This window comes from Edwardsiella anguillarum ET080813, from assembly GCF_000264765.2.
Taxonomy (GTDB): Bacteria; Pseudomonadota; Gammaproteobacteria; order Enterobacterales; family Enterobacteriaceae; genus Edwardsiella; species Edwardsiella anguillarum.
On record NZ_CP006664.1, the window covers coordinates 1968365 to 1992391 of the forward strand.

Consider the following 24027-nt stretch of genomic DNA (forward strand, 5'->3'; position numbering starts at 1 on the left):
TAATGCCTACTCTTCTCTATCTTCACGGTTTTAACAGTTCTCCCCGCTCAGCCAAAGCGACGGCGCTACAGCGCTGGCTGGCCGAGCACCACCCGCAGATAACCATGCTGATCCCGCAGCTGCCGCCGTACCCTGCCGATGCGGCGCAGATGCTGGAGGAACTGGTGATGGAGCGCGCGGGGCGCCCCCTGGGGCTGGTGGGCTCCTCTCTAGGGGGGTACTATGCTACCTGGCTTTCCCAGTGTTTCACCCTGCCGGCGGTGGTGATTAACCCGGCGGTAAAGCCCTTTGAGCTGCTGCTGGACTTTTTGGGACAGAATGAGAACCCCTACACCGGGCAGCAATATGTGCTAGAGTCTCGCCACGTCTTTGATTTGAAGGTGATGCAGGTGGACCCTCTGGAGTCACCGGATCTGATCTGGCTGCTGCAGCAGACCGGCGACGAAGTTCTGGATTACCGTCAGGCCGTGACCTACTACACGCCATGCCGCCAGACCATTGAAGAGGGGGGGAGTCACGCCTTCGTCGGGATTGAGCGCTTTTTCCCGCAAATCATAGACTTTTTGGGGCTGAACGCGGAATAGCGCGCCGTCGCCCTATACCGACGGGTGGGTAAAGCAGGGGACGCGCTAACGGTATCCCCTGCTTTTCCCATCTGATTGACAAATATCTACTTTTACGAATCATAAGATGACGCAATCCAGCTATAACGCTGACGCCATTGAGGTGCTCAGCGGTCTTGAACCCGTGCGCCGCCGTCCGGGAATGTATACCGATACCACCCGCCCCAACCATTTGGGTCAGGAAGTGATCGATAACAGCGTTGATGAGGCGCTGGCCGGTCACGCGACGCGTATTGAGGTGATCCTGCACCCCGATCAGTCGCTGGAGGTGATCGATAACGGGCGCGGAATGCCGGTCGACATTCACCCAGAGGAGGGCGTTCCGGCCATTGAGCTGATCCTGTGCCGCCTGCACGCCGGGGGAAAATTCTCCAACAAGAACTACCAGTTTTCCGGCGGCCTGCACGGCGTGGGGATTTCAGTGGTCAACGCTCTGTCCCGCCGGGTCGAGGTGGGTGTACGCCGCGATGGTCAGATCTATCAGATGGCGTTTGAGAACGGTGAAAAGGTGGAGGATCTGCACGTCAGCGGTACGGTGGGGCGGCGTAATACCGGCACCAGCGTACACTTCTGGCCCGATGCGCAGTTCTTTGACTCCGCTCGCTTCTCGGTTTCGCGTCTGACCCATTTGCTGAAGGCGAAAGCGGTGCTGTGCCCCGGCGTGGAGATCCTGTTCCGCGATGAGGTCAACGGCAGCGAACAGCGCTGGTGCTATCAGGATGGCCTGACCGACTATTTGATGGAGTCGGTTAATGGCCTGGTGACGCTGCCGGAGCAGCCGTTTACCGGCGCCTTTGCCTCCGATACCGAGGCGGTCGACTGGGCGCTGCTGTGGCTGCCCGAGGGCGGGGAGCTGCTGACGGAGAGCTACGTTAACCTGATACCGACCCCACAGGGCGGAACCCACGTTAACGGCCTGCGTCAGGGGCTGCTGGATGCGATGCGTGAATTCTGCGAGTTCCGTAACCTGCTGCCGCGCGGCGTCAAGCTGACCGCCGACGACATCTGGGAGCGCTGCGCCTATGTGCTGTCGGTCAAGATGCAGGATCCGCAGTTTGCCGGGCAGACCAAAGAGCGCCTCTCCTCACGCCAGTGCGCCGCCTTCGTCTCCGGGGTGGTCAAAGATGCCTTTAGTCTGTGGCTGAACCAAAACGTTCAGTCGGCCGAACTGCTGGCCGAGCTGGCGATTAACAGCGCCCAGCGCCGCATGCGTGCGGCAAAGAAGGTGGTGCGTAAGAAGCTAACCAGCGGACCCGCACTGCCGGGTAAGCTGGCGGACTGTAGCGCCCAGGATCTGAACCGCACCGAGCTATTCCTGGTGGAAGGGGATTCTGCGGGCGGTTCGGCCAAGCAGGCGCGCGATCGTGAATACCAGGCGATCATGCCGCTGAAGGGAAAGATCCTGAATACCTGGGAGGTCTCCTCCGACGAGGTGCTGGCGTCGCAGGAGGTGCACGATATTTCGGTCGCTATCGGCATCGATCCGGACAGCGATGACCTCAGCCAGCTGCGCTACGGCAAAATCTGTATCCTGGCGGATGCGGACTCGGACGGACTGCATATCGCCACGCTGCTGTGCGCGCTGTTCGTCCGCCACTTCCGTCCGTTGGTGCAGGCGGGCCACGTCTATGTCGCGATGCCGCCGCTGTACCGTATCGATCTCGGCAAAGAGGTGTTCTATGCCCTGAGCGAGGAGGAAAAGGCCGGAGTACTGGAGCAGCTGAAACGCAAGAAAGGCAAGCCCAATGTGCAGCGCTTTAAAGGGCTGGGCGAGATGAACCCGCTGCAGCTGCGTGAAACCACGCTGGATCCCAATACCCGCCGTTTGGTACAGCTGGCCATTGAGGATGAGGATATGGAGCGTACCGTTGCCGTCATGGATATGCTGCTGGCCAAAAAGCGCGCCGAAGATCGCCGCAACTGGCTGCAGGAAAACGGCAATCTGGCTGAGCTGGACGTGTGACGCGCCCCGCCATACATCCGACAGGCTGCCCGCGGGTGGCCTGTTCTGTTTTCTCCTGAAACGGCGCCGCCCTGGGTGACGCGCTGTGACAGTCGGGCAAAAAATACGTTACTATCGCGGCCATTGCATGATTTTACTGCGATCGTCTGTCCTGCGGGACAGTGGCCGCGTCCAGAGGATGACCAATGAGCGATCTGACTCATGACAACAGTGAGCGTGTAGCGCTCCATGCGTTTACTGAAGACGCCTATCTGCAATACTCCATGTACGTCATCATGGATCGCGCGTTGCCCTTTATCGGCGACGGGCTGAAGCCGGTTCAGCGCCGCATCGTGTATGCGATGTCTGAGCTGGGACTTTCCGCCAGCGCAAAATTTAAAAAATCGGCGCGCACCGTCGGCGACGTGCTGGGCAAGTATCATCCCCACGGCGACAGCGCCTGCTATGAGGCGATGGTGCTGATGGCGCAGCCCTTCTCCTATCGCTATCCGCTGGTGGATGGGCAGGGGAACTGGGGGGCGCCGGACGATCCGAAATCGTTCGCGGCGATGCGTTATACCGAATCACGTCTGTCGCGCTACGCGGAGATTTTGCTCAGCGAGCTGGGCCAGGGCACGGTGGACTATGTCGCCAACTTCGATGGCACGCTGCAGGAGCCTAAATTCCTGCCGGCGCGGTTGCCCAATATCCTGCTGAACGGCACGACCGGCATTGCTGTCGGCATGGCGACGGATATTCCGCCGCACAACGCGCGCGAGGTCGCGGCGGCGCTGGTGGCCCTGCTGGACAATCCGCAGAGCTCGCTGGACGATCTGCTGACGCACATTCAGGGACCGGATTTCCCGACCGAGGCAGAAATCATCACGCCGCGTGACGAGATCCGCAAGATCTACCGCACCGGTCGCGGATCGGTACGCATGCGGGCGGTATGGCGCAAAGAAGAGAGCGAGATAGTGATCAGCGCCCTACCGCATCAGACCTCCGGCGCCAAGGTGCTGGAACAGATCGCCAGCCAGATGCGCGCTAAGAAGCTGCCGATGGTCGACGATCTGCGCGATGAGTCGGACCATGAGAATCCGACCCGTCTGGTGATCGTACCGCGCTCTAACCGGGTCGATCTCGATCAGTTGATGAATCACCTGTTCGCCACCACCGATCTGGAAAAAAGCTACCGTATCAACATGAATATGATCGGTCTGGATCGGCGTCCGGCGGTGAAAGATCTGCGCGAGATCCTCAGCGAATGGCTGAGCTACCGCCGTGAGACGGTGCGTCGCCGTCTGAACTACCGTCTGGAGAAGGTGCTGAAGCGCCTGCATATTCTGGATGGCCTGCTGTGCGCGTTTTTGAATATCGACGAGGTGATCCACATCATCCGCAGCGAGGATGAGCCCAAGCCGGTGCTGGTGGCGCGTTTTGGCCTCAGCGATACCCAGGCTGAAGCGATTCTGGATCTCAAGCTGCGTCACCTGGCCCGCCTGGAAGAGGTGAAGATCCGGGGCGAACAGGACGAGCTGGCGCAGGAGCGGGATCGTCTGCAAACGCTGCTGGCCTCCGAGCGTAAGCTGGGCACGCTGATCAAGAAAGAGATCATGGCGGATGCCGACACGTACGGCGACGCGCGGCGTTCACCGCTGCAAGAGCGTTCTGAAGCACGGGCGATGAGCGAGCACGATTTTGTCCCGAGCGAGCCGGTGACCATCGTCCTGTCCGAAGGGGGCTGGGTACGCAGCGCCAAGGGACATGATATTGATCCGAGCGGACTGAACTATAAGGCGGGCGATGCTTTCCGCGCCTCCGCGCGTGGCAAAAGCAACCAGCCGGTGGTCTTTATCGACTCCAGCGGACGCAGCTATGCCCTCGATCCGCTGACGCTGCCGTCGGCGCGCGGGCAGGGTGAGCCGCTGACCGGCAAGCTGGCGCCGCCGCCGGGGGCGACCGTCGAACACGTGCTGATGGCTGCGGACGATCAGAAGCTGCTGATGGCCTCCGACGCAGGCTATGGCTTTGTCTGCACCTTTAGCGATCTGGTCGCGCGTAACCGCGCAGGCAAGGCCATGCTGACGCTGCCGGAAAATGCCAAGGTGCTGGCGCCGCTGGAGATTAACGGTGACGATGACATGCTGCTGGCCATTACCGAGGCCGGCCGGATGCTGATGTTCCCGGTGCACGATCTGCCGCAGCTCTCCAAGGGCAAGGGGAATAAGATCGTCTCCATCCCCGCGGCGCAGGCCGCCGCCGGTGAGGATACGCTGAAATGGCTGCTGGTGCTGGCGCCGCAGACATCGCTGACGCTGCATGTCGGTAAGCGTAAGCTGGTGATGAAGCCGCAGGATTTGCAGAAGTTCCGCGCCGAACGCGGGCGTAAGGGAACCCTGCTGCCGCGGGGGCTGCAGTGCATTGAGCGGGTGGATGTGGACGCGCCGCAGTCGCTGCGTCTGGACGCCGACGGCGACGCGTAATTCCAAGGCCGCCCAGCGGCGGCCGGAGAGGGCCAGCGCCGCGGCTACCGTGCCCCGGGCGCCTGGCCCGGTATTCTGTTTATGAGGTTGTTATGCTATTCATTTTCCGGGTCATACTGATCACGCTGCTGTGCCTCGTTATCTGTATTGTCGGTTCGCTGTACTGCCTGTTCAGCCCGCGCAACCCGCGCCACGTCGCGCGCTTTGGCCACTGGTTTGGCCGCTTATCGCCGCTGTTTGGCCTGAAGGTTGAAACGCGCCTGCCGCCGGATGCCGCAACCTATGGCAACGCCATCTATATCGCCAACCATCAGAACAACTACGACATGGTGACCGCCTCGAATGCGGTGCAGCCGAACACGGTGACCGTCGGTAAAAAGAGTCTGGTCTGGATCCCCTTCTTTGGGCAGCTGTACTGGCTGACCGGTAACCTGCTGATCGACCGTAAGAACCGTACCAAGGCGCACAATACCATCGCCGCCGTGGTGGAGCAGTTCCGTACCCGCCGCATCTCATTCTGGATGTTCCCCGAGGGGACCCGTAGCCGCGGGCGTGGCCTGATGCCGTTTAAGACCGGGGCATTCCACGCGGCGTTGGCCGCCGGGGTGCCTATCATACCGATCTGCGTTTCCAGCACCCACGATAAGGTGAAGCTAAATCGCTGGAATAATGGCGTGGTGATCGTGGAAATGCTGCCGCCGATCGATACCAGTCGCTGGGGTAAAGATCAGGTACGAGAGCTGGCGGAGCACTGTCGCACCCTGATGGCCGAAAAGATAGAGCAGCTGGACGACGAAGTCGCGGTGCGCGAGGCGCAGGCGGCTAAACGCGACTGACGTCGGCGCGGTCTGGCCGGACGCTATTTTTGATTTACGGGAGAAGTTATGTCACTCAGTCGACGTCGGTTTATTCAGGCCTCCGGGCTGGCGCTGTGCGCCGGCGGACTGCCGCTACAGGCTCGGGCGAGTGGGGCACAGGCCGTGCTGCCGGTGCCGCCGTTGTTGGAATCACGCCGCGGTCAGCCGCTGTTTCTGTCGCTGGAGCGCACGCACTGGGCCTTCATGGGGGGGCGCAAAGTGGGCACCTGGGGCGTGAACGGCATGTATCTGGGGCCGACGGTCAGAGTGCACAGCGGTGACGATGTGAAGCTGATCTACAGCAATCGGTTGAGCGAGTCCGTGGCGATGGAGGTCGCCGGCCTGCTGGTGCCCGGTCCTCTGGCCGGGGGACCTGCGCGCCAGATGTCGCCCGGGGTCGACTGGTCTCCGGTTCTGCCCATTCGCCAGGCAGCGGCGACGCTGTGGTATCACGCGGATACCCCACGCCATATGGCGCCCCAGGTCTATAGTGGCCTGGCCGGCCTCTGGTTGGTGGAGGATCAATACAGCAAGAATGCACCGCTGCCGAATCACTATGGGGTGGATGATTTTCCGCTGATCCTGCAGGACAAGCGCCTGGATAACTTTGGGGTTCCCGAATACGATCCCCCCTCCTCCGGCGGCTTTCTGGGCGATACCCTGCTGGTCAATGGCGTGCAGGACCCCTATGTTGAGGTATCGCGCGGATGGGTACGTTTGCGCCTGCTCAACGCCTCCAACGCGCGACGCTACCTGCTGCAGCTCTCCGATGGGCGTCCCTTCTTCGTGATCGCCAGCGATCAGGGGCTGCTGCCGGCGCCGCTGCAGGCCGATACCCTGCCGCTGGCACCGGGCGAGCGCCGGGAGGTGCTGATCGACATGAGCAAAGGCGAGGAGGTCGCTATCACGGCCGGCGAGGCCGCCGGGATAATGGATCGCCTGCGCGGGCTGTTTGAACCGTCGTCGATGCTGGTGTCTACCCGGGTGTTGACCCTGCGTCCTACCGGTCTGCTGCCGCTGATGACCGATACTCTGCCAGCGCGTCTGGCCGCCGATCCGCTGCCGGAGGGGGACGTCGTCAATAACCGCAGCATCATGCTGGGCAGCGCCTCCAGCCCGGGGATTAACGGGGCGCTGTGGGATCCTGGACGGATCGATGTCCAGGCGCGCCAAGGCACCTGGGAACGCTGGACGGTGCGTGCCGATACGCCGCAGTCTTTCTACATTCAGGGGGCCCAGTTCCTGGTGAAAAGCGTCAACAACGCGCCGCCGCTGGTGGAGGATCGCGGCTGGAAAGACAGCGTCTGGGTTGACGGCGACGTCTCGCTGCTGGTCTATTTCCCGCAGCCCTCATCCGAACACTTTCCGTTTCTGTTCTACAGCGGAACCCTGGAGCTGGCCGATCGCGGTAGCGTCGGCCAGATGGTGGTTCAGCCGGCCCAATAGCGGTCGATCTCCCCCGCGGACGCGGTGCGCCGTCCGCGGGGGCGCCCATCGACGGCGCGCGCTTGCCGCCTGTGCGCCGGATCTGCCCCCTGCGCCATCGTGCACCGTTGACGATCCCTCTGCCATTCACCCTGTCCTCCGCTACATGAAAAAGCCTCAACTGCCGCGCCGTCGCTATCCACTTCAGCTGTGCTAGGATGGAAAAAACGGCGGTTTTGCGGGTAAAACCGTCAGCGGGCTTATCGGGCAGCGTGCTGCCGACATGACGGGACAAGGAGTGAGTGTGAATACGACGCATGAACGGTTGCGCCGCCGGCTGGAGAAACGGATTTTAGTATTGGATGGCGGTATGGGAACCATGATCCAGCGCTACGGGCTGAGCGAACAGGATTTCCGCGCCGAACGCTTTGCCGAGTGGCCCTGCGATCTGAAGGGAAACAACGATCTGCTGGCGCTGACCCGTCCCGATATCATCAGCGCGATTCATTATGCCTACCTGGAGGCGGGCGCCGACATTCTGGAGACCAACACCTTCAACGCAACGCGCATCGCCATGGCGGATTACCGCATGGAGGAGCTAGCGCCAGAGATAAACTACCGGGCGGCCTGCCTTGCGCGGACCTGTGCCGATGAGTGGACGGCGCGCACGCCGCACCAGCCGCGCTTTGTGGCGGGTGTGCTGGGGCCGACCAACCGTACGGCGTCGATCTCGCCGGAGGTTAACGATCCCGCCTGTCGCAATATTACCTTCGATCAGCTGGTGGCGGCCTATCGCGAGTCGGCGCGGGCGCTGATTGAGGGGGGCGTCGATCTGCTGATGATCGAAACCGTCTTTGATACCCTGAATGCCAAGGCGGCGGTCTATGCGCTGGAGTGCGAGTTTGCCGCGCTGGGCGTTACGCTGCCGGTGATGATCTCCGGCACCATTACCGATGCCTCCGGGCGCACCCTGTCGGGGCAGACGACCGAGGCATTTTATAACGCCTTGCGCCACGCCCGTCCGCTCTCTTTCGGTCTGAACTGCGCTCTGGGGCCGGAGGATCTGCGCCAGTACGTGGCGGAGCTGTCCCGGGTTGCCGAGTGCCATGTCAGCGCCCATCCCAACGCCGGGCTGCCCAATGCCTTTGGGGAGTATGATCTGTCGCCGCAGGCGATGGCGCAGCAGATTGCCGAATGGGCCCGCGCGGGCTACCTGAATATCGTCGGCGGCTGCTGCGGCACCACGCCGGAGCACATTGCCGCCATCAGCCGGGCGGTGCAGGGCATCGCGCCGCGCGTCCTTCCCGCGCTGCCGGTGGCCTGCCGTCTGTCTGGCCTGGAGCCGCTGACGATCGATGAAACGAGTCTGTTCGTCAACGTGGGCGAACGTACCAACGTGACCGGCTCAGCTAAGTTTAAGCGACTGATTAAAGAGAATAAATATGATGAGGCGCTGGACGTGGCGCGTCAGCAGGTGGCGAACGGCGCGCAGATTATCGATATCAATATGGATGAGGGTATGCTGGATGCCGAGGCGGCGATGGTTCGCTTCCTCAACCTGATCGCCGGCGAGCCGGATATCGCCCGGGTGCCCCTGATGATCGACTCCTCTCGCTGGTCGGTGATCGAGGCGGGGCTGAAGTGCATCCAGGGGAAAGGCATTGTCAACTCGCTCTCCCTCAAAGAGGGAGAGGCGAACTTTCTGCAGCACGCCCGTCAGGTGCGCCGCTTTGGCGCCGCGCTGGTGGTGATGGCCTTCGATGAGCAGGGGCAGGCGGATACCCGGGAGCGTAAGGTGGCCATCTGCCGTCGCGCCTATCAGCTGCTGACCGAGCGTATCGGTTTCCCGCCCGAAGACATCATCTTCGACCCCAATATTTTTGCCGTGGCCACCGGCATTGAAGAGCACAGTAACTATGCCGTCGATTTTATCGCAGCCTGTGCGGAGATTAAGGCGCTATTACCTCACGCCCTGATCTCTGGTGGGGTGTCGAACGTCTCTTTTTCTTTCCGCGGTAACGAGGCGGTGCGTGAGGCGATCCACGCGGTCTTTCTGTATCACGCGATTCGCCACGGCATGGACATGGGGATCGTTAACGCCGGACAGTTGGCTATCTATGACGACCTGCCGGACGATCTGCGTACGGCGGCCGAGGCGGTGATCCTGAACCGGGGACCCGATGCCACCGATCGCCTGCTGGCGCTGGCGGAGCGCTACCGCGACACGCAGGGCAGCGCGCAGGCGGAGGGGCCGCAGGCTGAGTGGCGCAGCTGGCCGGTGGCTCAGCGCCTGGAGTATGCCTTGGTCAAGGGCATCGGCGAGTTCATTGCGCAGGATACCGAGGCGGCGCGTCTGGAGGCCGATAGGCCGATTGCGGTGATCGAGGGGCCGCTGATGGCGGGGATGAATCGGGTCGGCGATCTGTTTGGCGACGGTAAGATGTTTCTGCCGCAGGTGGTGAAATCGGCGCGTGTGATGAAACAGGCGGTGGCTTATCTGTCGCCGTTTATCGAGGCCAGCAAGCAGCGCGGCAGCAGCGCCGGTAAGGTGCTGCTGGCGACGGTGAAAGGCGACGTACACGACATCGGCAAGAACATCGTCGGCGTAGTGCTGCAGTGCAATAACTATGAAATTATCGATCTGGGGGTGATGGTGCCCGCCGAACGTATCCTGCGGGTGGCGCGCGAGGAGCGGGTCGATATCATCGGGCTGTCGGGGCTGATCACCCCCTCCCTGGATGAAATGGTCAACGTGGCCAGCGAAATGGAGCGGCAGGGGTTCACGCTGCCGCTGCTGATCGGCGGGGCGACGACCTCCAAGGCGCATACGGCAGTGAAGATTGCCCCCGCCTACGGCGGGCCGACGGTCTATGTGCAGAATGCGTCGCGCACCGTCGGCGTAGTGGCAGCCCTCCTGTCGGAGGCGCAGCGAGGTCCGTTTATCGAGCGGACGCGCCGGGAGTACGATGCGGCGCGTGCCCAGCATGGTCGCCATTGGCGCACGCCGCCGGTGACGCTGGCACAGGCGCGCGCCAATGGCGTCGTCACCGACTGGTCCGCCTGTCCGCCCCCGGTGCCGCGGCGCTTAGGCGTGCAGACGGTGCAGCCGGGGATTGGGCGTCTGCGCGACTATATCGACTGGACGCCGTTTTTCCTCACCTGGTCATTGGCCGGGAAATACCCGCGTATCCTGCAGGATGAGGTGGTCGGCGAGGAGGCGCGGCGCCTGCTTGCGGATGCCAATGGGTTACTGGATACGCTGGAGGCGTCCGGCAGCCTGACGCCGCGCGGGGTGTTTGGCCTGTTCGCGGCAAACCGGCGGGGGGACGATGTGCTGATTTACCGCGACGAGAGCCGCCGCGAGGTGCTGGCCATCAGCCACCATCTGCGTCAGCAGAGCGATAAAAGCACGGGGCCCAACTACTGCCTGGCCGACTTTATCGCCGCGGCGGATGACGGTATCGCTGACTATATCGGTGCCTTTGCCGTGACCGGCGGGCTGGAGGAGGAGGCGCTGGCGCAGACCTTTGATGCGCAGCACGATGATTATCATAAAATCATGGTGAAGGCGTTAGCCGACCGTCTGGCGGAGGCCTTTGCCGAATACCTGCATCAGCAGGTGCGCAAAGTGCACTGGGGCTATGCCGCCGATGAGGCGCTGGACAACGAGCAGCTGATCCGCGAAAACTATCGCGGCATTCGTCCGGCGCCGGGCTATCCGGCCTGTCCGGAGCACAGTGAAAAGGCCACGCTGTGGCGTCTTTTAGACGTCGAACGCCATACCGGCATGCGGTTGACGGAGTCTTACGCGATGTGGCCGGGCGCCTCGGTGTCTGGCTGGTACTTCAGCCATCCCCACAGTAAGTACTTTGCCGTTGCGCGCGTGCAGCGCGATCAGGTGGCGGACTATGCCGCGCGCAAAGGGATCCCGCTGGCGGAGGCCGAGCGTTGGCTGGCGCCCAATCTGGGCTATGAGGTGGAGTAAGCCCCCGCTTATCCGGCCCCGTGGGGCCGGATAAGCGTCCCACCGGGCTATTCGAACAGGCGTGCGTGCAGGGTGCGCACTACCGCATCGGCATCGCTGCCCGGCACCAGGAAGCACAGGTTATGGCTGCTGGCGCCGTAGCAGATCATGCGGATATTGAACGGCTCCATCGCGCCGAATACCCGGCGGCCAACGCCGCAGGCACTGCTGAGCTGGTTACCGATCAGCGCTACCAGCGCTAAATCTTCCTCAACCTCGACCCGGCACAGGGCGGAAAGCTCGGTCAGCAGGGCGCTGGTCAACAGGCTGGCGCCGCCGGTGCAAGAGCCGGTGGTATCCAGCGTCAGCGCGATACTAACCTCTGAGGTAGTGATCAGATCCACGGAGAGGCGGTGGCGGGCCAGAATACCGAACACCTCGGCCAGAAAGCCGCGGGCGTGCAGCATATTCAGACTGTGCAGCGTCAGCAGCGTCTGGTTGCGCCGCAGCGCCAGCGCGCGGAACAGCGGAGGCTGCGCGCTTTTATTGCATACTAGGGTGCCGCCGGCGCCGGGATCGCGGCTGGAGCCGACGAAGACCGGGATATCGCTGCGCACCGCCGGCAGTAGGGTGGCCGGGTGCAGTACCTTCGCACCGAAGGTCGCCATTTCGGCCGCCTCGGAAAAGGCGATCTCATCGATGCGCCGAGCGGCGGGAACGATGCGTGGATCGGTGGTATAGATCCCCGGCACATCGGTCCAGATATCGACGCGCGCCGCGTCCAGCGCCTCGGCCAGCAAGGCGGCGGTATAGTCGCTGCCGCCCCGTCCCAGGGTCGTGGTGCGTCCTTTGCACTCGCTGCCGATAAACCCTTGGGTAATGATCAGGTGCTTGGTCAGGCGCGGCGCCAGAGACTGCTGCGCCAGCGCCTGCAGCTGTTCCCGATCCGGCTCGGCTTTGCCAAAGCGGTCATCGGTGCGCATGATCCTGCGGATATCAAACCACTCAACGCTGACGCCACGAACGCGCAGCAGCTCGCTGAACAACAGCGTCGACATCAGTTCACCGTGGCTGACCAGCTCATCCGTCAGCGCCGCGGAGGTGGCCAGCGCCGCGGCTTCGGCCAGCATGGCGATATTTTCCAGCATGCGCTCAATTTCACTGCGTACCACGGCGCCGTCGGGGAGCGCAGCCAGGATCGCGTCGTGAATTCGGCGGATCTCGCCTATCAGGCGCAGCCGTTCTGCGTTCTCCTGACCCTCGGCCAGCGCAATGAGGTGGTTGGTGACGCCCGCGGCGGCCGAAAGCACCACCACGCGTACGGCGGGATTGGAGAGAATGATGTCAGCGCAGCGCAGCATGGCGTCGGCGTCGGCTACGCTGGTGCCGCCAAACTTTGCAATGATTGTCTGTTGCATGTGATGCCTCGTGTCAGGGGCCGGTGTCCGTGTTGTCCGGCGGGTCATTCCATTAGCCCGGCGCCGGGCGCGCGCTAAACGGTACGGGGCGGCATACGCGCGCTCCGCAGGTACTCCACCTTACCGCGCCTTCCACCGTGGCAGGGGTACGAGGTGACAGCCCAAGGGGGTGCCCAGATGGCCGCTGCGCGGTTGCCCGGCGAGCCGGGTCAGCTGGCGATGCCGGGGCCGGCGTACCGCCACGATAGGCGCAGACAGGCCTGTACACGGGATGTACAGGGCATTTTTAGAAATAACGGCTTATGCCGGGTGTGTCAATGGCATTGGGATGAGTGATTTTCAATTTGACCTGCGCAGTATTACCGTTACTGATTATTGTTTTTATCATATTGAAATATATGAAATAAAATCAATTGCTTGATCATTAGGTCTCGCGAGTCAACGGCGTATAGACATCGTATCCGCTAATCTTGATGCCTAAAAAATCGCCGCTGTCTCTTGGCGTCCCGGCCGTTCACCCCCGTGGACTCCCGCGGATGACGCCGTGATTTTCCACGTGGGAAACAATGGTTGCTGAATGGAGTCAGTATCAGGCAGTATCAGGGGTGAGAGTTTTAGTCGATCGCAATAAAAGGGATCGCAACACGGCGTGAAATGGATACAATTTAACGCACGTAGGAAAAGATGAACCGGTACCCTATGCCGTCATCCCTGTCGTTCCCGGGAGCGGCGATTATCCGGAATGTGCGGGGCGCGTTCAGCCGCTGAACGGCGCCTCGGAAACCACCGACCGTTACTCAAGCATAAGGCGTCGCTATGAAAAATATCAACCCGACCCGTACTGCTGCCTGGCAAGCGCTGCAGCAGCATTTCGAGCAGATGAAGTCCGTGCAGATGCGCGATCTGTTCGCCGCGGATGCCGACCGTTTCTCTAAGTTCTCTGCTACCTTCGACGATCAGATGCTGGTCGATTACTCCAAGAACCGGATTAACGCAGAGACCCTGGAAAAGCTGCAGGCGCTGGCCCGTGAAACCGATCTGCAGGGCGCCATCGCCGCCATGTTCGCCGGTGAGAAAATCAACCGTACCGAGGACCGCGCCGTGCTGCACATCGCGCTGCGCAACCGGAGCAACACGCCGATCTGCGTTGACGGTAAAGACGTGATGCCGGAGGTTAACGCCGTACTGGCCAAGATGAAGCAGTTCTGTGCCCGGGTGATCGACAGCGAGTGGCGGGGCTACACCGGTAAGGCGATTACCGACGTGGTGAATATCGGTATCGGTGGTTCCGATCTCGGCCCTTACATGGTGACCGAGGCGCTGCGCCCTTACAAAAATCACCTGACCATGCATTTTGTCTCCAACGTCGACGGTACGCACATCGCTGAGACGCTGCAGCGGTTGAACCCGGAGACGACCCTGTTCCTGGTGGCCTCAAAGACCTTCACCACCCAGGAGACCATGACCAATGCCCACAGCGCCCGCGACTGGTTCCTGCAGGCGGCCGGCGATGAGCGTCATGTGGCCAAGCATTTTGCCGCGCTGTCCACCAACGCGCAGGCGGTGGCGGCGTTCGGTATCGATACCGCCAACATGTTTGAGTTCTGGGACTGGGTCGGTGGCCGCTACAGCCTGTGGTCAGCCATCGGACTCTCTATCGCTCTGAGCATCGGCTACGATAACTTCGAGCAGCTGCTGGCCGGCGCCCATGCCATGGACCGCCACTTTGCCAGCGCGCCGCTGCAGCAGAATCTGCCGGTACTGCTGGCGCTGATCGGCATCTGGTATAACAACTTCTTCGGCGCCGAAACCGAAGCCATTCTGCCCTATGATCAGTATATGCACCGCTTCCCGGCCTATTTCCAGCAGGGCAACATGGAGTCGAACGGGAAATATGTCGATCGCGACGGTCAGGCCGTGGATTACCAGACCGGCCCCATCATCTGGGGCGAGCCGGGTACCAACGGCCAGCACGCGTTCTATCAGCTGATCCACCAGGGTACCAAGCTGATTCCCTGCGACTTTATCGCGCCGGCCATCAGCCATAACCCGCTGGGCGATCATCACAGCAAGCTGCTGTCCAACTTCTTTGCCCAGACCGAGGCGCTGGCGTTCGGTAAATCCCGTGAAGCGGTAGAAGAGGAGTTTGCCAAGGCGGGCAAGAGCGCAGCAGAGGTACAGCATATCGTGCCGTTTAAGGTGTTTGAGGGGAACCGCCCGACCAACTCCATCCTGCTGCGTGAAATCACGCCGTACAGCCTGGGGATGCTGATTGCGCTGTATGAGCACAAGATCTTCACCCAGGGCGCCATACTGAACATCTTCTCCTTCGATCAGTGGGGGGTTGAGCTAGGTAAACAGCTGGCCAACCGTATCCTGCCGGAGCTGGAGGATGCGCAGCCGGTACGCAGCCACGATAGTTCGACCAATGCCCTGATCAACCGTTTCAAGGCCTGGCGGGCATAACGCCGCGCAGCCAAAGAAAAACCCGGACTTGTCCGGGTTTTTTTACGTCTGGCGCCGGCGTTACTCCGCCGTTTCCCATCGGCGCTGTAGCCACGCCTTACCCTCAACAAAGCGGGTGACCAGCATGGCGCAGACCGTATTGCCGGTGGAGTTCAGTAGGGTGGCCGGAATATCGATGATGGTGCTGATGATCATGATGGTGCCGACCAACTCCGGCGAAAAGCCGAACACGGCGCAGATCATCAGTTCGCCGGTCATGCCGCCGCTGGGAATAGCCCCCATGACGGCGCCGACTAGGAACGCCACGCTGATGATGGCCGCGATGCTCATCGGATCGCTCATGTCGCGGCCGAACAGCGTGAACAGAAAGACGATCTTGATGATGCCGCCGATAACCGAGCCGTCCTTATGGGTGTTGGCACCCAGCGGGATCACCGTCTCGGCGATATCCGCCGGTACGCCCATTTTCTTGCTGGCCACCAGGTTGACCGGAATGCAGGCGGCGCTGGAAGCGGTGGCGATGGCGGTGATGGCCGGTGTAAATACGTTGCCCCAGAACAGGCGAACGGCGGGGCGCCCTCCGGCGATAAAGGCGTACAGCGTATTGGCGCCGAAGAAGTAGATCACCGTCAGCACCACGTACAGCAAGAAGGCATTCAGATAGCCGTGGATGATTTGCGGCCCCAGCGCGCCGACCGTGGCGGCGAAGTAGCAGCCCAGCCCCAGCGGCGCTGCGTACATAATGATCTTGACCATTCTCAGGATCACCGTGGTGCCGGCGCTGAGAAACTGGGCGACGGGACGGCCCTGCTCGCCGCTGAAGGCCGTAGCCAGGCCGAACAGGATAGAGAAGACGATGAGCGGTAGCAGATTGGACTTAGTAAACAGCTGTAGAAAATCGGGTACGGTGAAGGTGGAGACGATCACCTCGCCCAGCCCCTTGCTCTGTTCCTGCGGCGCCGGAGGCAGGTGGGCTATCAGCGACTGAGTATCCACGTTGTGGAACGGGTTAAACAGATGGGTGGCGACAAAGCCGATCAGCGCGGCGAACAGGGCGGTGGCGATGAAAACCGAGAAGACCGTTCCCATTATTTTGCCCAGGCGCGACATCTGCCGCATGTCGGCGATAGAGGAGGCGATGCTGAGGAATACCAGCGGAACGATCACCACGAACATCAGGTTTAGGAACAGTTCGCCGATGGGTTGAACCAGGGTCGCCCGTTCGCCAAACAGGACGCCGGCCAGCCCGCCGAGGATAATGCCCAGCAGCAGGCAGAGGGTAAACGTATAGTGTCGGAGTATATGCATTGTGTGGGAATCTCAGTCGAGCCTTTTCTTGCTACCGCGCGGCGGCGGAGGGTGTGTTGATCCTGACGGATTATGCTCATTATCAGCCCTTGTCGCCGCCGGCGCCAAATTTGTGTGACGCTCGCCGCGCCGCACGCGACGCCGACGGGTTTTTTGGCGCAGGGGGATAGACGGCAAAACGGCAATATTGTTAACTAGCTCACATTATACAGCTATTACGCAAGGAGTTACTTTATGCCGGGAACCGAGCGCGCAAACCGTGTCGCCACGGTATTGCAGTGGATACTGAATATCGGCCTGATGGCGCTGGCGGCGATTCTGGTGATCTTTCTGGCGAAGGAGACGTTCACGCTGGCCGGGGTGCTGTTTGACGCCAACCAGAACGCGTCGACCTATATGCTGGTGGAAGGGATCGTGATCTATTTTCTGTACTTCGAGTTTATTGCATTGATTGTTAAATATTTTCAATCAGGCTATCACTTTCCGCTGCGCTACTTTATCTATATCGGCATCACGGCGATCATCCGATTGATCATCGTCGATCACGAGAGCCCCAACGATACGCTGATCTATTCGTTCGCCATTTTGGTGCTGGTGATCGCGCTGTATCTAGCTAACACCGATCGTCTGAAGCGCGAATAGAGGGGTATAAAAAGGGCGGCCCGCAGGCCGCCAGTTACGCACACAGGTTACTGCTTTTTTAAGGGTAACGCATAAACTAGCCTTTCACGCCGCCGGCGGTCAGACCGCCCACCAGCCAACGCTGCGCCAGCAGGAAGACGGCGGTTATCGGCATCGCCGACAGCACCGCCGCCGCGGCAAAATCCCCCCACAGGTAGTTTTGCGGATTGAGATACTGCTGCATGCCGACCGCCAGCGTATAGGTATTGACGTCGCGCAGCAGCAGCGAGGCGACCGGCACCTCGGTGATGGCGGCGATAAAGGAGAGGATGAACACCACCGCCAGTATCGGTACGGAAAGCGGCAGCAGCACCAGACGGAACGCCTGCCACGGCGTGGCGCCATCCAGCGCCGCCGCCTCCTCCAGCGAGCCGTCGATGGTTTCAAAGTAGCCCTTGATGGTCCAGACGTGCAGGGCGATGCCGCCCATATAGGCAAAGATGACGCCCCCCAGGGTATTTAGGCCGAGGAACGGCACGTACTGGCCGATCCGATCGAATAGGGCATACAGCGCGACCAGCGACAGTACCGCCGGGAACATCTGGAAAATCAGCATCCCTTTCAGCAGCGAGGATTTGCCGCGGAACCGCATGCGAGCGAAGGCATAGGCGCAGGTGGTGGAGAGCGCCAGGATGCCCAGCGCGGTGGTGACCGCGACCTTGATCGAGTTCCACAGCCACAGCAGCACGGGGAACGGCGGCGGGGTCACGCGGCCGTCCGGCGCCGTCACGCTGATACCCAGCGCCAGCTTCCAGTGCTCCCAGGAGATCTGGTCCGGGATCAGGCTGCCGGTGGCAAAGTTGCCGGCGCGCAGCGAAATGGCGATCACCATCAGCAGAGGGAACATGATCAGCGCGATAAACAGAATCATCAGCAAATGGGTGAGCCACAGGCGATAGCGCAGGGATTGGGGTTGAACCATGGCCATAGTCAGGCATCTCCTTAGTCAAAATTCATTTTGCTGGCTTTCAGATTGAGGATCGCCAGCGCCCCGACCAGCAGGAAGATCAGGGTCGCGATGGCGGCAGCCAGGCCAAAGTCTTGTCCGCCGCCGCCCTCAAAGGCGATGCGGTAGGTATAGCTGACCAGCAGGTCGGTATAGCCGGCCGGTGTCGAGGTTCCCAGCATATCCGGCCCCCCGTTGGTTAACAGCTGGATCAGCACAAAGTTATTAAAGTTGAAGGCGAAGCTGGCGATCATCAGCGGCGTCAGCGGCTTGATCAGCATCGGCAGCGTAATCCGGAAGAAGTTTTGCAGCGGCCCGGCGCCGTCCATGGCCGAGGCCTCATACAGATCCTCGGGGATCGCCTTCAGCAGCCCCATGCACAGGATCATCATGTAGGGATAGCCGAGCCAGGTGTTGACGATCAGGATCATGCCCTTGGCGGTGAGCGGATCGCTGAACCAGGCCGGTCGGATGCCGAACAGCTGGCTGAGCATCATGTTGATCTCGCCGAAGCTTTGGTTGAACAGTCCCTTGAAGATCAGGATGGAGATAAACGCTGGCACCGCATAGGGCAAGATCAGTAGCACCCGATAGGCGGCGCGTCCGCGCAGCGCCTCCCACTGCACCACGCAGGCCAGCACCATCCCGACGGCCACGGTAAAGATGACGGTCAGCACCGAGAAGACCAGGGTCCAGATAAAGATGCTGATAAAGGGCTGGCGGATCCCCTCATCGTTGAGCACCCGCAGAAAGTTTTTCCAGCCGGTGGTCACGGTAAACCCCGGGCTTAGGCGCTCGCTGCGCCAGTTGCCGTCGGCGTTGACCGCCTGATAAAAGCCGCTTTGCATATTGGGGCGGTAGGCGATGCCGCTTTGGTTGTCCGTCAGGGTGCGGCCATCGTCGCCCAGGGTGTAGAGCGGGCGGCTGGCGGCGAACTGACGCAGTGAACTCATGCGCAGCGCGGTGCCGTCGGGCAGCAGGGCGACCAGGCTGTTCAGCGTCTGACGGTGCTGGGTCACGGTGCGCAGCGTGGCGGCGCTGCCCTGCGGCGCGCCGTCTGCCGCCGCCATCGAAATCTGTAGGTCGGGCTGGCCCAGATCAAAGGGGTCGGAAAGGTAGCGTTGACCGCTCTGGGCGTCGGTGAGCTGCAGGCGCCATTGGCCGCCGTCCGGATACAGGCTGAACGCGTAGCTCTGACCGCTGGTGAACAGGCGCTGCAGCAGGACCGACTGGGCGCGCTCCTGGCTGAGTTGGTTGGTGCTGCTGTAGTTGGTAAAGGCGATGGCGATGGTGCAGATCAGCGGGAACAGGACGAACAGCCCCATGCCGGCTAGCCCCGGATAGACATAGCGCCAGGCGTAGGCGCGCCGGTTGGCGAAGATATACAGTCCGCCCCCCAGCAGGATCAGGGTTAGCATGGCGAACAGGTATTCGCCTTGGGCATACATGACGATAGTCAGATAGCCGGTCAGCAGCGTCAGTAGGCCGACCGCCAGCCATTTTAGCCCGGTGCGCGGGCAGAGCCGGCGCGGCTCGCTGGCCGGATATTCAGTTTGGGATAGTGACATGGACACGCCCTCGTTTTACTTGCCACACCGGTGACGGCGCGCCGTTCGGGCGCGGTTGGCATCAGGTTAATGCGGTGATGAGCCCGCCGCGCCCGTCAGCGGGGGAACCGGCGGGCAGGCGGCGGGTCAGCCGGAGATTATTTTTTGAGGATCCGCTCCTTGGCGCTTTCCAGCGCCTGAGCCACGCTCTGACGGCCGTTGATCGCGTTGATGATCGCGGCGCGCTCGGCGTACCAGAAGGCGCTCATCTGCGGGATATTCGGCATGATCTCACCGTTTTGCGAGTTCTGCATGGTGGCGGCGATGCGCGGATCCTTCTCCAGGATCTCCTGATATGACTTCAGCGCCACGGCGCCCAGCGGCTTGTCTTGGTTGACCATTGCCAGGCCGCTGTCGGTCAGCAGGTAGTTCTCAATGAACTCGGTCGCCAGCTCTTTGTTCGGGCTGGCCGCGTTGATCCCGGCGCTCAGCACGCCGACGAAGGGCTTGGAGGGGTGCCCCTTGAAGGTCGGCAGCAGGGTGATGCCGTAGTTGATGCCGCTCTTGTCGATATTGGACCAGGCCCAGGGGCCGTTGATGGTCATGGCGGTCTGCCCTTTGTTAAAGGCCGCCTCGGCGATGGAGTAGTCGGTATCGGCGTTGATATGCTTGTTTTTCACCATGTCGACCAGGAACTGCAGGCCGGCGCGCGATCCGGCGTTGTCGACGCCGACGTTATGGGTCTCGTAGCGGCCGTTGGCATACTTGAAGGCATAGCCGCCGTCGGCGGCGATCAGCGGCCAGGTGAAGTAGGGCTCCTGCAGGTTCCACATGATAGCGCTCTTGCCCTGGGCGCGCAGCTTGCCGTCCAGCGCCGGGATCTCCTCCCAGCTCTTGGGCGGGGTGGGCAGCAGATCTTTGTTATAAATCAGCGACAGCGCCTCGACGGCGATGGGGTAGGCGATCAGCTTGCCGTTGTAGCGCACCGCGTCCCAGGTAAAGGGGTAGAGCTTCTCCTGAAACGCTTTGGACGGATGGATTTCGGCCAACAGGCCGGATTGGGCATAGCCGCCAAAGCGGTCATGGGCCCAGAAGATGATGTCTGGCCCGTCACCGGTGGCCGCAACCTGGGGGAATTTCTCCTCCAGCTTGTCCGGGTGCTCCACGGTGACCTTGATACCGGTTTCCTGCTCGAACTTCTTGCCCACGTCCGCCAGACCGTTATACCCCTTGTCACCGTTGATCCAGATGACCAGTTTACCCTCTTCGATCTTGGCCAGCGCCGGCGCAGAGATGACCAGTGCGGCCAGTGCGCTAAGAGCGATGGTTTTTATAGCGGATGTCTTTGTCATAGTGCAGTCCTTGTAGTCCTGTCGGGGGAGTTCACGAACGCGGGCCGGGGGTCGATGGTCGCGTCTCGTACGCTGCGCTCATGGGGCTATCGCCGTGTTCCGGCCGTTCGCCGGGGGCAGGAGCGCCGATGTTGTGTCATAGTCCGCGAGACCCGCCGGATTCTCATCCTCCCCCACTCTACGCCCTGCGGGGCTTTCTTGTGATCTGCTTAACACAACTTGGCAATATGTGGTGAATGGCACGAAATCTCTGGGTCGATTTTGCAGTCACGATCACGATTCTTCCGCCGCCGCGGCGCCCTTCGCCCCGATCCGGCAGGCGCTATCCTCCCATCTCCTCCGCCAGCAAAAAAGCGCCGATGGATGATCCCTGGGCGCGGGTTTTTCGCGCACTATCGTGTCCATTCATTGAGGCGCAGCGCCCTTTTCCCCCGCCGTCTGCGGCGCGCTGCGGCCATCCCTTGGCAACGGACAGGAGCGGCGCATGGCGAACGTATCACTGCGTAATGTGTATAAGGCGTACGGTGAGGCCGTGATCTCCCGGGATATTAACCTGGACATTGAGGATGGCGAGTTTGTGGTGTTCGTTGGGCCCTCGGGCTGCGGTAAATCGACGCTGCTGCGCATGATCGCCGGCCTGGAGGACATCACCTCCGGCGAGCTGCAGATCGCCGGGGTGCGGATGAACGATGTACCGCCGGCGAAGCGCGGCATCGGCATGGTGTTTCAGTCCTATGCCCTGTATCCGCACCTGTCGGTCGCGGACAACATGTCGTTTGGCCTCAAGCTGGCCGGCGTCAACAAGGCGGAGATCCAGCGGCGGGTGAATCAGGTGGCGGAGATCCTGCAGCTGGCGCACCTGCTGGACAGGCGCCCCAAGGCGCTTTCCGGCGGTCAGCGTCAGCGGGTGGCCATTGGCCGCACTCTGGTGGCGGAGCCGGACGTTTTTCTGCTGGATGAGCCGCTCTCTAATCTGGATGCCGCGCTGCGGGTACAGATGCGCATCGAGATCTCCCGTCTGCACAAGCGTCTGCAGCGCACCATGATTTACGTCACCCACGATCAGGTTGAGGCGATGACCCTGGCAGACAAGATTGTGGTGCTGGACGCCGGCCGGATTGCCCAGGTCGGTAAGCCGCTGGCGCTGTACCACTATCCCGCCGATCGGTTTGTCGCCGGCTTTATCGGCTCGCCCAAAATGAACTTCCTGCCGGTCAAAGTGAGCGAGGCGCAGCCGCAGCGTGTACGGGTTGAGCTCCCCAACGGCCAGCATATCTGGCTGCCGGTGGCGGGAGAGGGGCTGCGTCCCGGCAGCAACCTGTCGCTGGGGATCCGCCCCGAACATCTGGTGCCCAGCGCCGCGGCCGATGTGACGCTGTCGGGCGAGGTTCAGGTTGTCGAGCAGCTGGGGAACGAAACCCAGATCCATATCCAAATCCCGGCCCTGCGTCAAAACCTGGTGTATCGCCAGAACGACGTGGTGTTGGTCGATGAAGGCGCCACGCTAGCCATCGGCCTGCCTGCGGAACGTTGCCACCTGTTTCGAGAGGACGGCAGCGCCTGTCAGCGGTTGTATCAGGAGCCGGGAGTGTAGCTCCCCACCCTGTGACAACGCATTAAAAAGCAATAATAACGCCGTTAGGCACCCCTAACAGGAGAATGATGATGAATATGCGCAAACTTCCGCTGGCGCTGGCTGTAGCCAGCGTCGTGCTGTCGGCTCAGGCCATGGCAGTCGACTTTCACGGCTACGCCCGTTCCGGCATCGGCTGGAGCTCCAAGGGCGGCGATCAGAAGTGTTTTCAGGCTGATGGCGCCGGCTCTAAATACCGCCTTGGCAACGAGTGCGATACCTACGCCGAACTGAAGCTGGGCCAAGAGCTGTGGAAGAGCGGCGATCAGAGCTTCTACCTGGATACCAACGTGGCCTACGGTATCGATCAGGCCAACGACTGGGAGTCAACCTCTCCGGCGTTCCGTGAGATCAATGTGCAGGGTAAGAACGTGATTACCTGGCTGCCCGACTCGACCCTGTGGGCCGGTAAGCGCTACTACCAGCGTCACGACGTTCATATGATCGACTTCTACTACTGGGATATCTCCGGTCCGGGTGCCGGTCTGGAAAATATCGACCTCGGCTTCGGTAAGCTCTCTCTGGCGGTGACCCGTAACACCGAATCCGGCGGCTCCTACTCCTACTTCGTGAATCAAAGCAACGAGAAATATATCCGCAATACGGCCAACGATGTGTATGACATCCGCCTGGCCGGACTGCAGACCAACCCGGGCGGCTCGCTGGAGCTGGGCTTTGACTATGGTCGCGCCAATCTGGACGACGGTTACCACCTGGCACCGGGCGCGACCAAGGACGGCTATATGTTCACCGCCGAGCATACCCAGTCTCTGTGGGGCGGCTTTAACAAGTTTGTCGTGCAGTATGCGACCGACGCGATGAGCAATACCAACAATGCGGGCCACTCCAGCGGCTCTGACGTTAACAACGATGGTCACCTGATCCGCGTGCTCGACCACGGTGCTATGGACTTCAACGATAAGTGGGGCCTGATGTATGTCGCCATGTATCAGGATGTCGACCACGATGTTCAGAACGGCTCGACCTGGTATACCGCCGGCGTACGTCCGATGTACAAGTGGACGCCGACGATGAGCACCCTGTTTGAGGCGGGCTATGACAATGTGAAATCGCAGAAAACCGGTGCCCGCAACGAGCTGTACAAGCTGACGCTGGCGCAGCAGTGGCAGGCGGGTGACAGCGTGTGGTCGCGCCCCGCCATCCGCATCTTCACCACCTATGCGAACGGGAAGAACAACTGGAACACCGATAAAGACGGTATCCAGGTTAATACCCAGCCGGGCGATATCCGCGCTGAGGGGGTGCCTGGGTGGTCGTTCGGCGCCCAGATGGAAGCCTGGTGGTAAGGGCCTGAGGCGGTGCCCGCACCGCCCGGATTGCACGCCGGCGTCCCTTGCCTGATGCCGGCTGTGCCGTACGAA

Annotated in this window: 15 protein-coding genes; 10 read left to right on the forward strand and 5 right to left on the reverse strand. The window is 61.5% G+C overall.

The window, feature by feature from the left end; genetic code table 11:
• Positions 1-2: 2 nt before the first annotated feature.
• The 6 genes from yqiA (at position 3) to metH (ending at position 11315) form a co-directional block, all read left to right on the forward strand.
• Positions 3-584, forward strand: coding sequence for an esterase YqiA (yqiA, locus tag ETEE_RS08850; protein WP_034163044.1), 582 nt, complete (start codon positions 3-5; stop codon positions 582-584).
• A 106-nt stretch (positions 585-690) separates the two neighbouring features.
• Entirely contained in the window at positions 691-2586 is a 1896-nt protein-coding gene (gene parE, locus ETEE_RS08855) for a DNA topoisomerase IV subunit B (protein WP_034163043.1), read from the forward strand.
• Positions 2587-2771: 185 nt separating this feature from the next.
• Entirely contained in the window at positions 2772-5048 is a 2277-nt protein-coding gene (gene parC / locus ETEE_RS08860) for a DNA topoisomerase IV subunit A (protein WP_034163042.1), read from the forward strand.
• Positions 5049-5140: 92 nt separating this feature from the next.
• Positions 5141-5884 carry a 1-acylglycerol-3-phosphate O-acyltransferase gene (locus ETEE_RS08865; protein WP_034163041.1) on the forward strand — a complete coding sequence of 248 codons (744 nt, stop codon included), beginning with the start codon at positions 5141-5143 and terminating at the stop codon, positions 5882-5884.
• 48 nt (positions 5885-5932) lie between these two features.
• A complete protein-coding gene (gene ftsP, locus ETEE_RS08870; protein WP_034163040.1) occupies positions 5933-7351 on the forward strand; it encodes a cell division protein FtsP in 1419 nt (472 codons plus the stop codon).
• 262 nt (positions 7352-7613) lie between these two features.
• Positions 7614-11315, forward strand: a complete 3702-nt coding sequence (gene metH, locus ETEE_RS08875; protein ID WP_051905083.1) for a methionine synthase — start codon at positions 7614-7616, stop codon at positions 11313-11315.
• A gap of 47 nt (positions 11316-11362) precedes the next feature.
• Here the strand turns inward: metH and lysC are convergent, their stop codons facing one another.
• Positions 11363-12712, reverse strand: coding sequence for a lysine-sensitive aspartokinase 3 (gene lysC / locus ETEE_RS08880; RefSeq protein WP_034163038.1), 1350 nt, complete (start codon positions 12710-12712; stop codon positions 11363-11365).
• A gap of 816 nt (positions 12713-13528) precedes the next feature.
• Here lysC and pgi point away from each other — a divergent pair.
• Entirely contained in the window at positions 13529-15178 is a 1650-nt protein-coding gene (gene pgi, locus ETEE_RS08885; RefSeq protein WP_034163037.1) for a glucose-6-phosphate isomerase, read from the forward strand.
• 60 nt (positions 15179-15238) lie between these two features.
• On the opposite strand, the gene ETEE_RS08890 is transcribed toward pgi, so the two are convergent.
• Positions 15239-16486, reverse strand: a complete 1248-nt coding sequence (locus tag ETEE_RS08890; RefSeq protein ID WP_034163036.1) for a dicarboxylate/amino acid:cation symporter — start codon at positions 16484-16486, stop codon at positions 15239-15241.
• Between the two features lie 234 nt (positions 16487-16720).
• Between ETEE_RS08890 and psiE the strand changes: the two genes are divergently transcribed.
• Positions 16721-17128 carry a phosphate-starvation-inducible protein PsiE gene (gene psiE / locus ETEE_RS08895; protein WP_012847085.1) on the forward strand — a complete coding sequence of 136 codons (408 nt, stop codon included), beginning with the start codon at positions 16721-16723 and terminating at the stop codon, positions 17126-17128.
• Between the two features lie 76 nt (positions 17129-17204).
• Here psiE and malG read toward each other — a convergent pair whose 3' ends face one another.
• The 3 genes from malG to malE form a co-directional block, all read right to left on the reverse strand.
• The gene (gene malG / locus ETEE_RS08900; protein WP_034163034.1) at positions 17205-18095 is read right to left on the reverse strand and encodes a maltose ABC transporter permease MalG; all 891 of its coding nucleotides are present in this window, start codon (positions 18093-18095) and stop codon (positions 17205-17207) included.
• 14 nt (positions 18096-18109) lie between these two features.
• Entirely contained in the window at positions 18110-19681 is a 1572-nt protein-coding gene (gene malF, locus ETEE_RS08905) for a maltose ABC transporter permease MalF (protein WP_034163033.1), read from the reverse strand.
• A 137-nt stretch (positions 19682-19818) separates the two neighbouring features.
• Complete coding sequence (gene malE / locus ETEE_RS08910; protein ID WP_034163032.1) at positions 19819-21012, reverse strand: maltose/maltodextrin ABC transporter substrate-binding protein MalE; 1194 nt, start codon at positions 21010-21012, stop codon at positions 19819-19821.
• Between the two features lie 484 nt (positions 21013-21496).
• On the opposite strand from malE, the gene malK reads away from it, so the two are divergent.
• Positions 21497-22606: a maltose/maltodextrin ABC transporter ATP-binding protein MalK gene (gene malK / locus ETEE_RS08915; protein ID WP_012847091.1), complete on the forward strand. Its 1110-nt coding sequence runs from the start codon at positions 21497-21499 to the stop codon at positions 22604-22606.
• Between the two features lie 65 nt (positions 22607-22671).
• A complete protein-coding gene (locus ETEE_RS08920; RefSeq protein WP_034163031.1) occupies positions 22672-23952 on the forward strand; it encodes a maltoporin in 1281 nt (426 codons plus the stop codon).
• The last annotated feature ends 75 nt before the right edge of the window (positions 23953-24027 follow it).

Bases quoted from the DNA above. Each gene is read 5' to 3' on its own strand.
- yqiA (WP_034163044.1), top strand. From the start codon at position 3: ATGCCTACTCTTCTCTATCTTCACGGTTTTAACAGTTCTCCCCGCTCA.
- parE (WP_034163043.1), top strand. From the start codon at position 691: ATGACGCAATCCAGCTATAACGCTGACGCCATTGAGGTGCTCAGCGGT.
- parC (WP_034163042.1), top strand. From the start codon at position 2,772: ATGAGCGATCTGACTCATGACAACAGTGAGCGTGTAGCGCTCCATGCG.
- ETEE_RS08865 (WP_034163041.1), top strand. From the start codon at position 5,141: ATGCTATTCATTTTCCGGGTCATACTGATCACGCTGCTGTGCCTCGTT.
- ftsP (WP_034163040.1), top strand. From the start codon at position 5,933: ATGTCACTCAGTCGACGTCGGTTTATTCAGGCCTCCGGGCTGGCGCTG.
- metH (WP_051905083.1), top strand. From the start codon at position 7,614: ATGACGGGACAAGGAGTGAGTGTGAATACGACGCATGAACGGTTGCGC.
- lysC (WP_034163038.1), bottom strand. From the start codon at position 12,712: ATGCAACAGACAATCATTGCAAAGTTTGGCGGCACCAGCGTAGCCGAC.
- pgi (WP_034163037.1), top strand. From the start codon at position 13,529: ATGAAAAATATCAACCCGACCCGTACTGCTGCCTGGCAAGCGCTGCAG.
- ETEE_RS08890 (WP_034163036.1), bottom strand. From the start codon at position 16,486: ATGCATATACTCCGACACTATACGTTTACCCTCTGCCTGCTGCTGGGC.
- psiE (WP_012847085.1), top strand. From the start codon at position 16,721: ATGCCGGGAACCGAGCGCGCAAACCGTGTCGCCACGGTATTGCAGTGG.
- malG (WP_034163034.1), bottom strand. From the start codon at position 18,095: ATGGCCATGGTTCAACCCCAATCCCTGCGCTATCGCCTGTGGCTCACC.
- malF (WP_034163033.1), bottom strand. From the start codon at position 19,681: ATGTCACTATCCCAAACTGAATATCCGGCCAGCGAGCCGCGCCGGCTC.
- malE (WP_034163032.1), bottom strand. From the start codon at position 21,012: ATGACAAAGACATCCGCTATAAAAACCATCGCTCTTAGCGCACTGGCC.
- malK (WP_012847091.1), top strand. From the start codon at position 21,497: ATGGCGAACGTATCACTGCGTAATGTGTATAAGGCGTACGGTGAGGCC.
- ETEE_RS08920 (WP_034163031.1), top strand. From the start codon at position 22,672: ATGATGATGAATATGCGCAAACTTCCGCTGGCGCTGGCTGTAGCCAGC.